The organism is Burkholderia dolosa, assembly GCF_902499135.1.
GTDB classification, from domain to species: Bacteria; Pseudomonadota; Gammaproteobacteria; order Burkholderiales; family Burkholderiaceae; genus Burkholderia; species Burkholderia dolosa.
On sequence record NZ_CABVPR010000011.1, the window covers coordinates 74,068 to 89,590 of the forward strand.

At 66.2% G+C, this 15,523-nt stretch carries 14 protein-coding genes; 7 read left to right on the plus strand and 7 right to left on the minus strand.

Translation table 11 applies throughout. The features are described 5' to 3' along the window. Positions 1–133: 133 nt before the first annotated feature. Entirely contained in the window at positions 134–1,513 is a 1,380-nt protein-coding gene (locus BUB20358_RS07630) for an MFS transporter (RefSeq protein WP_035974606.1), read from the minus strand. Positions 1,514–1,761: 248 nt separating this feature from the next. Between BUB20358_RS07630 and BUB20358_RS07635 the strand changes: the two genes are divergently transcribed. Together BUB20358_RS07635 and BUB20358_RS07640 are read left to right on the plus strand one after the other, a co-directional pair. Next, complete coding sequence (locus tag BUB20358_RS07635) at positions 1,762–3,339, plus strand: aldehyde dehydrogenase (NADP(+)) (RefSeq protein WP_035974604.1); 1,578 nt, start codon at positions 1,762–1,764, stop codon at positions 3,337–3,339. Between the two features lie 289 nt (positions 3,340–3,628). Then, positions 3,629–4,183, plus strand: a complete 555-nt coding sequence (locus tag BUB20358_RS07640; protein WP_006766515.1) for a hypothetical protein — start codon at positions 3,629–3,631, stop codon at positions 4,181–4,183. 166 nt (positions 4,184–4,349) lie between these two features. Here BUB20358_RS07640 and kdgD read toward each other — a convergent pair whose 3' ends face one another. Continuing rightward, the gene (kdgD, locus tag BUB20358_RS07645) at positions 4,350–5,264 is read right to left on the minus strand and encodes a 5-dehydro-4-deoxyglucarate dehydratase (protein WP_006766514.1); all 915 of its coding nucleotides are present in this window, start codon (positions 5,262–5,264) and stop codon (positions 4,350–4,352) included. A gap of 229 nt (positions 5,265–5,493) precedes the next feature. Here kdgD and garD point away from each other — a divergent pair, with 229 nt between their 5' ends. From garD to BUB20358_RS07665, 4 genes are all read left to right on the plus strand, one after another. Beyond that, positions 5,494–7,047: a galactarate dehydratase gene (gene garD / locus BUB20358_RS07650; RefSeq protein WP_006766513.1), complete on the plus strand. Its 1,554-nt coding sequence runs from the start codon at positions 5,494–5,496 to the stop codon at positions 7,045–7,047. A 228-nt stretch (positions 7,048–7,275) separates the two neighbouring features. Continuing rightward, positions 7,276–7,668 carry a nuclear transport factor 2 family protein gene (locus tag BUB20358_RS07655; RefSeq protein WP_006766512.1) on the plus strand — a complete coding sequence of 131 codons (393 nt, stop codon included), beginning with the start codon at positions 7,276–7,278 and terminating at the stop codon, positions 7,666–7,668. An 89-nt stretch (positions 7,669–7,757) separates the two neighbouring features. Next, positions 7,758–8,213 (plus strand): RbsD/FucU family protein, encoded by a 456-nt coding sequence (locus tag BUB20358_RS07660; RefSeq protein WP_006766511.1) that lies wholly within the window; start codon positions 7,758–7,760, stop codon positions 8,211–8,213. A 192-nt stretch (positions 8,214–8,405) separates the two neighbouring features. Beyond that, positions 8,406–8,843 (plus strand): DoxX family protein, encoded by a 438-nt coding sequence (locus BUB20358_RS07665; RefSeq protein WP_035974601.1) that lies wholly within the window; start codon positions 8,406–8,408, stop codon positions 8,841–8,843. Between the two features lie 105 nt (positions 8,844–8,948). On the opposite strand, the gene BUB20358_RS07670 is transcribed toward BUB20358_RS07665, so the two are convergent. Beyond that, the gene (locus tag BUB20358_RS07670) at positions 8,949–10,259 is read right to left on the minus strand and encodes an MFS transporter (protein ID WP_035974599.1); all 1,311 of its coding nucleotides are present in this window, start codon (positions 10,257–10,259) and stop codon (positions 8,949–8,951) included. Between the two features lie 297 nt (positions 10,260–10,556). Then, positions 10,557–11,693, minus strand: coding sequence for a branched-chain amino acid ABC transporter substrate-binding protein (locus BUB20358_RS07675; RefSeq protein WP_035975376.1), 1,137 nt, complete (start codon positions 11,691–11,693; stop codon positions 10,557–10,559). Positions 11,694–12,219: 526 nt separating this feature from the next. On the opposite strand from BUB20358_RS07675, the gene BUB20358_RS07680 reads away from it, so the two are divergent. After that, complete coding sequence (locus tag BUB20358_RS07680; protein ID WP_006766507.1) at positions 12,220–13,014, plus strand: AraC family transcriptional regulator; 795 nt, start codon at positions 12,220–12,222, stop codon at positions 13,012–13,014. A gap of 161 nt (positions 13,015–13,175) precedes the next feature. Here the strand turns inward: BUB20358_RS07680 and BUB20358_RS07685 are convergent, their stop codons facing one another. The 3 genes from BUB20358_RS07685 to BUB20358_RS07695 all read right to left on the minus strand — a co-directional run bounded on the left by BUB20358_RS07685 (position 13,176) and on the right by BUB20358_RS07695 (position 15,467). Next, positions 13,176–13,703, minus strand: a complete 528-nt coding sequence (locus BUB20358_RS07685) for a hypothetical protein (protein ID WP_123806748.1) — start codon at positions 13,701–13,703, stop codon at positions 13,176–13,178. A 261-nt stretch (positions 13,704–13,964) separates the two neighbouring features. Further along, positions 13,965–14,231 carry a hypothetical protein gene (locus tag BUB20358_RS07690; protein ID WP_035974595.1) on the minus strand — a complete coding sequence of 89 codons (267 nt, stop codon included), beginning with the start codon at positions 14,229–14,231 and terminating at the stop codon, positions 13,965–13,967. Positions 14,232–15,203: 972 nt separating this feature from the next. Further along, entirely contained in the window at positions 15,204–15,467 is a 264-nt protein-coding gene (locus BUB20358_RS07695) for a hypothetical protein (protein WP_035974591.1), read from the minus strand. Between the last annotated feature and the right edge of the window lie 56 nt (positions 15,468–15,523).

Consider the following 15,523-nt stretch of genomic DNA (forward strand, 5'->3'; position numbering starts at 1 on the left):
GACGTAAGCATTTCGGCTTGGCCGGCGGCGGCGCGCTGCAACGCGATCCGCGCATCGCGCGGCCTGCGCCGCAAAGCAAAAACGGCGGCCGCTCGCGCGACCGCCGCCTGCTTCATTGCGCCCGTGACGGCGTTCACGCGTCGCGATGGCGCAGCTCGACGCGCTTGATGTCCTTCACGATCACGAGATAGCTGAACACGGTGACGAGCGCATTGAGCCCGACGAACACGAGCGCGCCGTTGAACGAACCGCTCGCGCCGACCAGATAGCCGATCGCGATCGGCGCGACGATCCCCGCCGTATTGCCGAACATGTTGAACAGGCTGCCCGACAGGCCGATCGCTTCCTTCGGCGCGGTGTCGGCGACGACCGCCCAGCCGAGCGACCCGATTCCCTTGCCGAAGAACGACAGCGCCATCAGCGCGATCACGAGCGCCTCGCTGTCGACGTAATTGCAGCCGATGATCGCCATCGACAGCAGCATCCCGCCGACGATCGGCGTCTTGCGTGCGACGGTCAGCGACACGCCGCGTCGGATCAGCGCGTCGGACAGCATCCCGCCGAGCACGCCGCCGAGGAAGCCGCAGATCGCCGGCAGCGACGTCATGAAGCCGGCCTTCAGCAGCGACATGCCGCGCGCCTGCACGAGGTAGATCGGGAACCACGTGAGGAAGAAGTACGTGAGCACGTTCACGCAGTACTGGCCGAGATAGACGCCGAGCAGCATCCGGTTGGACAGCAGTTGTCGTACGTAGTACCAGCCCGCGACGCGGCTGCCTTCGACGCGCGTGCCGTCGGCGGCGCGCGGCGCGGACCGCACGAGCCCGCCGCCCTGCTCGATGTGCTCGAGCTCCGCGCGGTTCACCGCCGGATGATCGGCCGGATCCTTCACGACGCGCAGCCACAGCAGCGCGAGCGCGATACCGGCGAGGCCGAGCCACAGATACACGTGATGCCAGCCGTATGCGTGCGTGAGCCACGCCATCAACGGCGAGAACACCACCGCCGCGAAATACTGCGCGGCGTTGAAGATCGCCGATGCGGTGCCGCGCTCGGCAGTCGGGAACCAGCTCGCGACGACCTTCGCGTTCGCCGGAAACGCCGGCGCTTCCGCGATGCCGACCGCGAAGCGCATCGCGAACAGCGCGGCGACCGCGAATGCGGCACTGCCGCCCAGGCCGATCGTGCTCTGCAGCAGCGTAAACATCGACCACAGGAAGATGCTGGCCGCGTACACGCGCCGCGCGCCGAAGCGGTCGAGCAGCCAGCCGCTCGGCAGCTGCGCGAGCACGTACGCCCAGCTGAACGCGGAGAAGATGTAGCCCATCGTCACGGGATCGATGCCGAACGCCTGGCGGATCGGCGTGCCGGTGATCGACAGCGTCGCGCGGTCCGCGTAGTTGAGCGTCGTGACGACGAACAGCATCGCCAGGATCCAGTAGCGCACGGCGGTCCGGCGCGCAGTGCGCGCGAGGTCGAGCGGAAGCTCGCGAGGAGGGGTCTGATTGGACATTGAAGGTACGTCGTCGTATGACATGGCTGAAAGTTTATTGACAATGAGCCGTCTCGGTAACCTCGGGTTTTCCCTTTGACGGTCGACGCAGCACCGTAAGAATTTCGTGCTTGTGAAGACCGGATAAGGATTTCGCGCATGTCGTCGCGCGCATTTGCAGATACCGGGAAACGCCAAAAGCCGTCGGCAGACATCATATCTGTTGCGATACAATGGGCGGACCATTCCCGAACCACGGAGCACACCCCATGCAACTGACTGGAGAGATGCTGATCGGCGCCGACGCGGTCGCCGGCTCGGCCGGTACCCTGCACGCGTTCGACCCGACCAAGGGCGCGCCGATCGAGACGCCGGCGTTCGGCGTCGCGACGCAGGCCGACGTCGATCGCGCGTGCGAGCTCGCACGCGATGCGTTCGATGCCTACCGCTCGCAGCCGCTCGCGGCGCGTGCGGCGTTTCTCGAAGCGATTGCCGACGAAATCGTCGCGCTCGGCGACGCGCTGATCGAACGCGCGCATGCCGAAACGGGCCTGCCCGCCGCTCGGCTGCAAGGCGAGCGCGCGCGCACCGTCGGTCAGCTGCGGCTGTTCGCGCGCGTCGTGCGCGATGGGCGCTTCCTTGCCGCGTCGATCGATCCCGCGCAGCCCACGCGCACGCCGCTGCCGCGCGCGGACCTGCGGCTGCAGAAGGTCGGGCTCGGGCCCGTCGCCGTGTTCGGCGCGAGCAACTTCCCGCTCGCATTCTCAGTGGCCGGCGGCGATACCGCGTCGGCGCTCGCGGCCGGCTGCCCGGTGATCGTGAAGGCGCACGAAGCGCACCTCGGCACGTCCGAGCTGGTCGGTCGCGCGATCCGCGCGGCCGTCGAGAAAAGCGGGATGCCGGCCGGCGTGTTTTCGCTGCTGATCGGCCCCGGCCGCGTGACCGGCGCGGCGCTCGTCAGCCATCCGGCGATCCAGGCAGTCGGCTTCACGGGCTCACGGCAAGGCGGCATGGCGCTCGTGCAATTGGCGAACGCGCGTCCGCAGCCGATTCCCGTCTACGCGGAAATGAGCAGCATCAACCCGGTCGTGCTGTTCCCGGCCGCGCTGGCCGCGCGCGCCGACGCGATCGCGACGGGCTTCGTCGAATCGCTGACGCTCGGCGTCGGCCAGTTCTGTACGAATCCGGGCCTCGTGCTCGCAATCGACGGCCCCGATCTCGACCGCTTCGAAGCCGCCGCGGCCCAGGCGCTCGCGAAGAAGCCGGCCGGCGTGATGCTGACGCGCGGCATCGCGGACGCGTATCGCACCGGCCGCGGCAAGCTGGCCGAACTGCCGGGCGTGCGCGAGATCGGCGCGGGCGAGCCGGCGCAGACCGAATGCCAGGCGGGCGGCGCGCTGTACGAAGTCGGCGCGCAGGCGTTCCTGTCGGAGCCGGCGTTCGGTCACGAGGTGTTCGGGCCGTCTTCGCTGATCGTGCGCTGCCGCGATCTCGACGAAGTCGCACGCGTGCTCGACGCGCTCGAAGGTCAGCTGACCGCCACGCTGCAGATGGACGCCGACGACAAGCCGGCCGCCCGTCGACTGCTGCCGGTGCTCGAGCGCAAGGCCGGGCGTCTGCTCGTCAACGGCTACCCGACCGGCGTCGAGGTGTGCGACGCGATGGTGCACGGCGGCCCGTTCCCGGCGACGTCGAACGCGGCGTTCACGTCGGTCGGCGCGACCGCGATCGACCGGTTCCTGCGCCCGGTGTGCTATCAGGACTTCCCGGACGATCTGCTGCCGGAAGGGCTGCAGGAGCGCAATCCGCTCGGGATTGCGCGGCTGCGCGACGGCAAGGCCGAGTGACCGGCACCACGCGCGGGCAGCGCGCGTGCCGATCGCCGATGCATAGGCTGCCGTGAGCCGGTAACGGCGCGCAGAAAGGCGGAAGGGGCTGGTGAGCCGCTTCCGCCTTTTTCATTGCGTCGTGCCGTCGCTCGTCCGCTTCTCGCGCGGTTCGCGCGCGTCGATGCGCGCAGCCGCCGTCGCGCCTTCCCCGTCCCCCGATTTTCTCCTACAGTAGCGAAGCCTCCGGCCGCCCGGCCGCGCAGGCGAACCTGAGAGATCGACAAAAAGACAACGAGGGAACGAATCCATGAACATCAGCAAGCGTGGCGACCACCTGTTCGCGGCGGGATTGTGGAAGACGATCGCCGACGTCGCGCATTCCGCGCGGCTGCGGATCGGCGAATACAGCGAAGGGCGCCTTTTCGCGGACGTGCTGCTCGAACTGGCGCGCGAGTTCGGCGGGGACGGCGCATTCGACATCACGATCAACCGCGGCCGCGCGGTCACGGGCGCGGATGCGCATTCGTCGTTGTTCGGTCGTGCGATCGAGCGCTTCAAGCAAGACATGGAGGCGCTGATCTTCGCGGTTCAATACCGCCGCGGGATCGACGAGCGCGATCAGAAGACGCGTGCCGACGTGCTGACGCAGGCCAACAGCGGGCTGCTGACCGCAAAGCAGTCGGCAACGATCACGGTCGGCCGCGTGTTCGACGCCGTCGTCGATCGCGACGTACTGCGGCAGATTCTCGACAGCGTGCCGAATGCCGGTGCGCGTGACGACATGCGCCGAAAGATCGAGATGGCGCGCACCACGCTGGCCGTCATGCGCCATCGGCTGCTCGACAGCATCGCGCGGATGTGACAGGAGTGCGGAGCGGCGCGGCAGGGCGCCGCACCGGATTGGACATACGCATCGCGGCGGATGCGTGCAGGGCTTCTAACGTGAACGGCCGCGACGCACGCGAGCCGATCGCGACACAGCGCGCCGACGGCGGCACCGAAGAGGGCACCGCGCCGGCCGCATCTGCTTACTGCGCGCCCATCTTCTTGATCAGCACGTCGAGTTGCGCGATTTCGTCTTCGGTCAGGTCGACGAGCGGCGCGCGCACCGGGCCCGCGTCGTGGCCGACGAGCTTCGCGCCCGCCTTGACGATGCTGACCGCATAGCCGGCGCGGCGATTGCGGATCGCGAGGTACGGCAGGAAGAACTCGTCGATCAGACGGCCGACGGTTGCATGGTCGTCCTTCGCGATCGCTTCGTAGAACGCCATCGCCGTCTTCGGGATGAAGTTGAACACGGCCGACGAATACACCGGCACGCCGAGCGCCTTGTACGCGGCCGCATAGACTTCGGCGGTCGGCAGGCCGCCGAGATACGCGAAGCGGTCGCCGAGGCGGCGGCGGATCGTGACCATGCTTTCGATGTCGCCGACGCCGTCCTTGAAGCCGATCAGGTTCGGGCAGCGGTCGGCGAGGCGCTCGAGCATGTCGGCATTGAGCTTCGAATTCGCGCGGTTGTACACCACGACGCCGATCTTCAGCGCGCGGCACACCTGCTCGACGTGCTCGGCGATCCCTTCCTGGCTCGCTTCGGTCAGGTAATGCGGCATCAGCAGCACGCCGCTCGCGCCGAGGTGCTCGGCTTCCTGTGCGTATTCGATCGCGACGCGCGTCGCGCCGCCCGCGCCGGCGAGGATCGGCACCTTGCCCTTGCAGGTTTCGGTCGCGACGCGGATTACGTCCGAATATTCGCGCTGCGTGAGCGAGAAGAATTCACCGGTGCCGCCGGCGGCGAACAGCGCGCTCGCGCCGTACGGCGCGAGCCATTCGAGACGCTCGGCATAGGTGGTCGGGCGGAAGCTGCCGTCGGCGTCGAAGTCCGTCAGCGGAAACGACAGCAGGCCTTGAGAGATGATCTGTTTGAGTTCTTGCGGTGAAGTCATGGTTGGGTCGTCCGTCTAGCGCGAGTGCTGGGTTCGTCGGGAACGGCATACGAGCCATAGTGGCGATGTCGTTGTATGTCATCGTACAACGAGGGAAACAACGACGCAAGCGGTTTGCTGGCGGCTCGATAGTAGGGTCTTTCCGGATAAGGGTTTACTCAGCATCGCCGCTTGGTGTTGAATGTCGTATGATGACTAACGATTTGACCGGACGCTTCCAGGAATTCCGATGACTGCTTCCCCTCTCTACATCCGTGTGCATCCCGACGACAACGTCGCGATCGTCGTCAACGACGGCGGTTTGCCCGAGGGCGCGACGTTCGCCGACGGGCTGACGCTGCGCGAAGGCGTGCCGCAGGGTCACAAGGTCGCGCTGGTCGACCTCGCGGCCGGCGATCCGATCGTCCGCTACAACGTCGTGATCGGCTACGCGCTGACCGATCTGCGGCGCGGCAGCTGGGTCAACGAGCGCACGATGCGCATGCCGGAGCCGCCCGGTCTCGACAATCTGCCGCTCGCGACGCGCCGCGCGCCGCCGCTGCCGCCGCTCGAAGGCTATACGTTCGAGGGTTTCCGCAATCCGGACGGCTCGGTCGGCACGCGCAACATCCTGGCGATCACGACCACCGTGCAGTGCGTGTCGGGCGTCGTCGAGCATGCGGTGAAGCGGATCAAGGCCGAGCTGCTGCCGCGCTATCCGAACGTCGACGACGTGGTCGGGCTCGAGCACACGTACGGCTGCGGCGTCGCGATCGACGCGCCGGACGCCGACATCCCGATCCGCACGCTGCGCAACATCAGCCTGAATCCGAACTTCGGCGGCGAAGTGATGACGGTGAGCCTCGGCTGCGAGAAGCTGCAGCCCGAGCGCCTGCTGCCGCCCGGCGCGATTCCGGTTGCGGCCGACGGCGCGACGGACAACGGCGGCGTCGTCTGTCTGCAGGATGCCGCGCACGTCGGCTTCAACTCGATGATCGATTCGATCATGAAGATGGCCGAATTGCACCTCGAGCGGCTGAACCGCCGCCGCCGCGAGACGTGCCCGGCATCGGATCTCGTCGTCGGCGTGCAGTGCGGCGGCAGCGACGCGTTCTCGGGGCTGACCGCGAACCCGGCCGTCGGCTTCGCGGCGGACCTGCTGGTGCGCGCGGGCGCGACGATCATGTTCTCGGAGGTGACGGAAGTGCGCGACGGCGTCGCGCAGCTCACGTCGCGCGCGGTGAACGAGGACGTCGCGCGCGAGATCATCCGCGAGATGGACTGGTACGACCGCTATCTGCAGCGCGGCCGCGTCGACCGCAGCGCGAACACGACGCCCGGCAACAAGAAGGGCGGGCTGTCGAACATCGTCGAGAAGGCGATGGGTTCGATCGTGAAGTCGGGCAGCGCGCCGATCGCGGGCGTCGTGCGGCCGGGCGAGCGTGCGCGGCAGAAAGGGCTGCTGTACGCGGCGACGCCTGCGAGCGACTTCATCTGCGGCACGCTGCAGCTCGCGGCGGGGATGAACCTGCACGTGTTCACGACCGGCCGCGGTACGCCATACGGCCTCGCGCAGGTGCCGGTGATCAAGGTCGCGACGCGCAGCGATCTCGCGCGCCGCTGGCACGATCTGATGGACGTCGATGCGGGGCAGATCGCGACCGGCGCCGCGACGATCGAGGACGTCGGCTGGGAACTGTTCCGGCTGATGCTCGACGTCGCGAGCGGCAAGCGCCGCACGTGGGCCGAGCAATGGAAGCTCGCGAACGCGCTCACGCTGTTCAATCCGGCGCCGGTGACCTGATCGGCCGGCGCGCACGCCGTGTTGGCGGCGATCGGGCGGGCGCCTGCGGGCGCCCGTTTTTGCTGTGGCGGCGCAGGTTGGCGGGTTCGGGGCGAAGCCGCCGCGCACGTCGGCGCGATTTCCTTACTTCCGACGTAATCGACCGTCCGAGCGAGGCCGGCGACGATAGCGGCACGCGGACCCGAAACCGCCGCGGCAATCGTCCTTCATCCACTACAGGAGCCTCGCATGAACACCGCTCAATCGACCCGATCGACCCACACCGACCTGATCGACCGCTATATCGACGCCTGGAACGAACCCGACGCCGCGCGCCGGCGCGCGCTGATCGACGCGACGTACGCGCGCGACGCCGTCTATCGCGATCCGCTGATGAGCGGCGACGGCCACGCGGGCATCGACACGATGATCGCGGCGGTCCAGCAGCGTTTTCCCGCGTATCGCTTCCGCCGCACGACGGACGTCGACGCGTTCGACCGCCACCTGCGATTCTCGTGGGCGCTCGTGTCGCCGGACGGCGCGGCGATCGTGAAGGGCTCGGACTTCGGCACCGTCGACGCGTCCGGACGCCTCGAATCGGTCACCGGCTTCATCGACGAAATGCCGGCCGCGGCGTCGTGATGCCACGCGGCGCGAACAATACGTGCCCGATGTCGGCCGGGATCGGGTAACGTTACGCGATTCGTTCCTGATTCCGGAGACAAGCCGACATGCTGAAGAATCTCGACCCGCTGCTGCACGCCGACGTCCTTCACGCGCTGCGCGCGATGGGCCACGGAGACGAAGTGGCGATCTGCGACGCGAATTTCCCGGCCGAATCGGTCGCGCAGCACACGGTCGTCGGCCGCGCGCTGCGGATCGACGGTGCCGATTCGGCGCGCGTCGCGCGCGCGGTGCTGTCCGTGCTGCCGCTCGACACGTTCGTCGATTCGCCCGCGTGGCGGATGGAAGTGGTCGGCGATCCGTCCGCGGTGCCGCCGGTGCAGCGCGAAGTGCAGGCCGAGATCGACCGTGCGGAAGGGCGCCCGGTGCCGCTTGCCGGCATCGAGCGCTTCGCGTTCTACGAGCGCGCGCAGCGCGCGTACGCGGTGATCGTGACCGGCGAGCTGCGCGGCTACGGCTGCTTCCTGTTCAAGAAGGGCGTGCTGTTGAGCGACGCGGGCTAAACGCGCGCGGCCGCGCGCATTCCGCTGCCGGCCGCCGATGCACCGCCATGTAAAGTTTTGCTACAAGTGTTGGACGGTGCCGAAAGACCCTCTATGCTGGCCCATTTGCCGCGGGGCGCCGCCGCGCCGCGCGGCGTCGGGCCGTACGGGCGCGCTCGTGCGGGCGGCCGAACTGCATACGAGGAGAAAGGCATGACGCGTTCCGTCGATTCCGGCGTCATTTTTTTCGCACGCCTGGCGCTGGCGGCGTTGTTCCTGTGGGGCGGCGTGATGAAGCTGCTCGGCTACGGCGATTTCGTCGGCTATCTGCGCGGGCTGAGCGTGCCGTATCCGCAGTACGTCGCACCGATCGTCGTCGCGATCGAAGCGCTCGGCGGGCTGCTGCTGATCGTCGGCTACAAGGTGAAGCCGCTCGCGCTCTTGATGGCGGTCTATACGATCGCGACCGCGATGGTCGGACACAATTTCTGGGACGCGACCGACGCGGCGGTTCAGCACGACATGGTGATCCATTTCTGGAAGAACATCGCGATCGCGGGCGGCTTCCTGCTGCTGTTCGTGACGGGCGCGGGCGGCGCGAGCATCGACGGGCTGCGCCGGCCGGCGTCGTCGTACGGCGGCCTGCGCTGAGCGCACGCGCGGCGCCGGTTCGACGAAGCGATACGAAAGCGAAAGGGCCGAATGCCGCCGGTGGCGGGATTCGGCCCTTCGTTCATCGAAGCCGCGCGACGACGCTCAGCGCGGGTGCTTCACGTCCTTCGCATCCTTCGCGAACTGCACGGCGATCGCGCCGAGCACGCAGATCGCCGCGACGTACACGACCGGCGCGAGCGGGTTCGACTTCATCATCAGCGACACGATCACCGGCGTGAGGCCGCCGAAGATCGCATACGCGACGTTGTACGAGAACGAGATGCCCGAGAAGCGCACGACGGCCGGGAAGCTTTTCACCATCACGAACGGCACCGCGCCGATCGTGCCGACCGTGAAGCCCGCGATCCCGTAATAGAGCGGCAGCGTCGACGCGTCGGCGGCCACGCGCGCGAACAGCAGGTAATAGCATGCGGCGAGCACGAGGCCGCCGATGCCGAGCACCCGTTTCGCGCCGATCCAGCCCGCGAGCGAACCGGCGGTAATGCAGCCTGCGGTCAGGCACAGCGTCGCGATGCTGTTCGCGAACAGCGTGGTCGCCGGCGTCAGGTGGAACTGCTTCTGCAGCAGCGCGGGCGTCATCAGGATCACGACGACGATCGCGGCCGACAGCATCCACGTGAGCAGCATCGACACGATCACCGCGCGCCCGTGGTCGCGCAGCACGGCCTTCAGCGGGATTTCGGCGGCGAGCGCCTTTTTCGCCTTCATCTCGGCGAACACCGGGGTTTCGTGCAGCCACCGGCGCAGGTACACGGAGAACAGGCCGAACACGCCGCCGAGCAGGAACGGAATGCGCCACGCGAACGCGGCGACTTCGGCTGTCGAGTAGCGGCTGTTCACGGCCGCGGCGACGAGCGAGCCGAGCAGGATCCCGGCCGTCAGGCCGGCGGTCAGCGTCCCGCATGCGTAGCCGATGTGGCGTGACGGCACGTGCTCCGACACGAACACCCATGCGCCCGGCACTTCGCCGCCGACCGCCGCGCCCTGCAGGACGCGGAACAGCAGCAGCAACACGGGCGCGAGAATGCCGATCGTGTCGTAGGTCGGCAACAGGCCCATCAGCAGCGTCGGCACCGACATCATCAGCACGCTCAGCGTAAACATCCGCTTGCGGCCGAACAGGTCGCCGAAGTGCGCCATGATCACGCCGCCGAGCGGGCGCGCGAGATAGCCGGCCGCGAAGATCCCGAACGTCTGCAGCTGGCGCAGCCAGTCGGGGATGTCGTGCGGGAAGAACAGCTGTCCGATCGCGGGTGCGAAGAACACGAAGATGATGAAGTCGTAGAACTCGAGCGCGCCGCCGAGTGCGGCGAGGCCGAGAGTCTTGTAGTCGCTGCGCGTGAGCGCGCGTTCGGCGGCGCGGGGCACGCCGCTCAATTCGGAAGCTTGCATGGTCAGGACGATCGGTTTGCGGATGTTGTTGTGTCTGTACGAGGCCGCGCATGGAGCGCGGCCTGCATCGTCGCAAAGTGCCGGCGCCGGATAGAGCACGAAACACGCGCCGCCGCACCGGGATCGGGCGCGGCGGGGACGAAGCGTCAAAGCGGGTGGGGGGATTCTACAGGAGCGCGAAATGCGCGACGGCGGTGCGGCTCGGCGAACGCTTCGAAGCGCATCCCGAGCGCGCGGCGCGCAGCGGTACGCGGGGTGCGCCCGCTGCTGCGCCGCGGCCGGACGACGGCGGTCCGGTCAGTTGCCGGCGATCGTATCGACCGGCTTGAACGCGCCGCGCTCGACCTTGTAGATCGTGACCGGCGCGTCCTTCAGGTCGCCCTTCGCGTCGTACGCGATGCTCGGCGCCGACACGCCCTTGATCGACACCTTGCCGAGATACGGCGCGTAGACCTTCGGGTCGGTCGAGTTCGCGTTCTTCATCGCGGTGAGCAGCGCGATCGTGCCGTCGTACGAGTACGGCGAGTACGTGATCACGTCTTCGTTGAAGCGCGCCTTGTAGCGCGCCGCGTAGCCGGCGAAGCCCGGCATCTTCTCCTTCGGCAGCCCGCCCATGTAGACGATCGCGCCTTCGGCCGCTTCGCCGCCGACCTTCAGGAACGTCGGCGAGCGCGACATCTCGCCGGTCACGAACGCCGACTTCATGCCGAGCTGGCGCATCTTGCGGATCATCGGCGACGACTGGGCGTCGCCGCCGCCGTAGAAGATCGCGTCGGGATTGATGCCCTTCAGGTTCGTCAGGATCGCGGAGAAATCGAGCGCCTTGTCGTTCGTGAAATCGCGCTTGACGATCGTGCCGCCCGCGGCCTGCACGGCCTTCGCGAATTCGTCGGCGATGCCCTGGCCGTACGCGGTGCGGTCGTCGATGATCGCGATGCGCTTGAAGTGCAGCGTCTTCACCGCGTACGTGCCGACGATGCGGCCGGCCTGCGCGTCGCTCGTCAACAGCCGGAAGGTCGTCTTGTAGCCGCGCGCGGTGTACTGCGGCGACGTCGCCATCGAGATCTGCGGCAGCCCCGCGCGATCGTACAGGTCGGACGCCGGAATGCTCGTTCCCGAGTTGAAGTGACCGATGATCCCGCTCACGTTGTCGTCGATCAGCCGCTGCGCGACGGTCGTGCCGGTTCGCGGGTCGGCCTGATCGTCCTGCGAATCGAGCTGGAACGTGACCGGCTTGCCGCCGATCGTCGGATTCGTCGCGTTGAAGTCGGCGATCGCGAGCTGCACGCCTTTCTGCATGTCCGTGCCGTAGTTTGACTGCGGGCCGGTCAGCGGTGCGGCGAAACCGATCTTGACGACGTCGGCGGCGCTCGCGTGCGCGCCCGACAGTGCGCAGGCGGCAGCCAGCGCGACGTGCGATACCTTCAGCTTCACTTTCACTTCCCCTTGATGGCGTGGTTGGGCCGCGTCCTGCCTTGCGACCGGCGCGGTAAACCGGGCCACGTGGTGGCCCGGCGGGCCGAGGCGGCGGCCGTACGGGTTCGCCGCACACGATGCAGCTATGCCGGAATCGGCGTGTGCCGCGGCGGCGGGACGTCGTCTCGTGACCGTGGAGCGAAGTCTAGGTAGCGAAAATGCGCGCGTCTTGCGCGTTCGATGCGTAGCCGGCGACGATTTCGGCATATCGTCGATTACCCCGATATGTGCCGATATCGTCATTACAAATGCGCAAACGCGCCAAGACGCGGTACGCGTGCATTTTTAGGATGGCGGATTCGGAGCCGCTTCGATGCGGCGCTGTCGGTGCCGTCGTTGCGCACGCAACGATCGGCCGGCACGCGACGATCGCGGCCCGCCGCTCTGCGTACTTGCGCGGCCGGCGCCGGATCGGTGCGACCTGCGCCGCGCAGCGGTCCTTCTATAATCGACGCCATCAGCCACTCGCTTCGCGGATGCCGGGATGACGACTTTGCCAGCCGTACCGCCGATGAGCCTGTCCGATACGTTGCGCCCGCCGTCCGACAACGCCGATTTCGCGGCGATGCTCGCGCATTTCCGGCTGCTCGAACCGGTGCTCGATGCGCTGCCCGACGTCGCGTTCTTCGTCAAGGACGCAAACGGCCGCTATGCGCTCGTGAACCGCACGCTCGCGATGCGCTGCGGCTACAAGGACAAGCGCGACCTGCTCGGCAAGACGACCGACGAAGTGTTTCCGCGCCGCTTCGGCCGCACCTATTTCGAGCAGGACATGGCGACGATCAACGCCGGCCAGCAGCTGATGGACCAGCTCGAGCTGCACCTGTATCCGGGGCGCCAGCCCGGCTGGTGCCTGACCTGCAAGGAGCCGCTGCGCGATGCGGCCGGCAAGGTCGTCGGCCTTGCCGGAATCTCGCGCGACCTGAAGGCGCACGAAGGGTCTCATCCCGCATACAGCAAGCTCGCCGACGTGGTCCAGCACATCCAGGATCACTACGTGCAGCCGCTGAACCTCAAGCATCTCGCGCAGATGGCCGGGATGTCGGTCGCGCAGCTCGAACGCTACTTCCACAAGGTGTTTCATCTGACGCCGCGCCAGGTGCTGCTGAAGACGCGGCTCGACGCGGCGACCGCGCTGCTCGTCACGCACGACAAGGTGACCGACGTCGCGGCGCTATGCGGTTACACCGATCACAGCGCGTTTACGCGCCAGTTCAAGGCGACGGTCGGCGTGACGCCGACGGAATACCGGATGATGCTGCAGGAGCGGGCGGGGTGATTATGTGTAAATTTGCGGTCGATTTGTCGTAAATTTGCACGTGGATTGTCGCAACTCGGGCTGTGGATAACCCGCTTGGATTTGAGGCGCGTTGGACGACTGGAAGGAAATTGACGTGCCGTCGGCCCGGACGAGTCGGCAGCGGCCGAAGATAGGATGTTCTAGTTCTTGGCCTTGGGGGCCATATCGAAGTCGTAGAGATGCGCAAACAGGCGCTGCCACAGGTTGACGTGGCGAATGTCTTGGTTCTTTCCGCGTGCGGCGGCGATCTCGTTCTGGCAAATTCGCACCAGTGCACCGAGCGTTCGGGGTTCGCCCATCTCAACCCTGAGCATTTCGGCCTGGCATTGGTTGACCCGTTCGTCACTGAGCGAACCCTCGGCCACGATTCGCGCCTCCAGATCGCCAAATGCCTTGGCTAGATCGGCGTGGGTACGAGCACGCTTGGCGTAGCCCGCGACCAGACTCAGGGCCGAGCTAAGCGTGATAACCGCACCGACAATCGAAAGCTGCTCGGTCGACGCGACCCTCGCGATGCTGGCCGCACCACCGACTAGGGCGACGACCTTGGTCAGGCCGTCGCACATATCGAAAAAGCGTTCCCGCTTCTGGTGATAGATGCGGGATAGCGCGCAGCGGTACAGCAGGTCATATCGCCTGTTTCTGGATTTTTCGCTTCCGCTGCTCATTTGTGCTCCTCGGTTACTGATCGTCGTCTGGCGGGTCCGGTGTGTAACTGTCACGTGGCGCGACGTAGTGATCGCGATCGTGCCGAGAGTCGTTGATCCCGTCATAGATTTCGCGTCGCGGCGACTCTGTTTCAGAGTTGCGGTCGTTTGACGGTGGCTGTTGCTTATTGCGCGGGTCGTGTGCCATGGGTCTCCTACCGAAAGGGTGTTAAACACTTTCAGTAGTGTAAGCTAATTCGGCTACCTAGCCCTAAAACCACCTCAATTCGGCGCTTCATCGGGCAGATACTGCTCTGCGTCGACGGCTGTGCTAAAGCCGTTGTTCCCAAAGTCGTGCCGTACCGAAGCGGCGACCCAATCGCCATTCACCCCGTCGCGGAACCCGCCCAGCGTTAAACGGGTTTCCGCGACCGTTTTCGGCTCCCGTGGCATCCCGACCGAAAGCCACTTCGATTGCCGCGCCGGCGCCTTGTGCTTCGCTTTGGCCGCCTTCTGTGCCTGGCCTCGGTCCGGGTAGTTGTACTTCATCGTGAAGGTCGGCTCGCGGCGGAAAGCTTCGACAATATCAAGGTGTTAATAGATTGCGGCACGAGCGTCCGTGCTGGGATGCACGCATTTTTGTAGATGTAGAACGAATGTGCTGACATCCTGCAGCAAGTATGCCTTCAAGATAAGGGGTGAATATGTACATACGCGAAGCCGCCGGACACCTTTTATGGAACAGCATCGATCTACTGACGCAGAGATGCCAAAAGAGTAAGAAAATTCGTACCGCGGATCTGGCGGAGGCTGTCGTGAGGGTCAAGGCTGCAATTGCACAGATGGAGCCCGACGAGAAAATAGACGTCGGCTTGGGGCGCGAGCTGAGAAAGGCCATCGCCGATGCACGCGGGGTGCTTGCCGAGCAGGGCTCGGCGGTATGGTGGCGTAAAGCGAAGTCCCTGAGCATGCTCGACAATATTATTAGGACCCGCTCTGTAAAGGGCGGTAGCCGTCACCGCGTTGAGGTGTCGACGACATCGAGGAATTCGGAAAAGTCAGAGGAGACCGTGAAGTTGATGAGGCGGCAAGCCCCGGGAATGTACGCGGCTCGGTACCGACAAGTGTGGGGCGGATAACAGCCGTCGGAGATTCGACTACCACGAACAACGATCCGTGCCGTTCGTCGGACGCGGGACGTTTTTCCTCAGGACGATTGACCAGCGCCGAACTGATCGTGCAACGCGGATTCGTGTCGGCAACGCTGAGTCGGCTTATCGAAATAGGCTACGTGGCGGACGAAGTTTCAAAACGCCGGACAATCGGGGCGTGCCGGAAAAGCGTATTGCAAGTGCTGCAGATATGGGCTTTCCGGCTGCGGCTAGTCATATTCATTGCAATGATGTCCTCCCGCGACGTGACCGGTGTCGTAGCATGCCGTCAAAAGGCAAAAGGCAAAAGGCAAAAGGCAAAAGGCAAAAGGCAAAAGGCAAAAGGCGGCAATGCGCGACAGCGCCGGCTTCAGCGGTAGCCGAGACCTTTCAGGACGGCCGTGCCGTCGGCGGTAAGACGGAAGCTCGGCGCAGTGTCGGCGTCGAGCTTGACCATTTCGACGAGGCCGGCTTCTTGCAGCGCGGGCAATTCGGGTTTCGCATTCGCGGCGATCGGCGCGTGCAGCAGCACGAGCAACGTCGCGATTTCATGATGGCTGAGCAAGCGGCGCAGCATCGTCTTCTTGCCGGGGGGCGCGGCCGGGCGGCTCGCGGGTGCTTCTACGGCGCTCATCGCTGTCCTCCTTTTTCGAGATATTCTTCGGTTTGGTAGCGGATGGTGCCGACGAA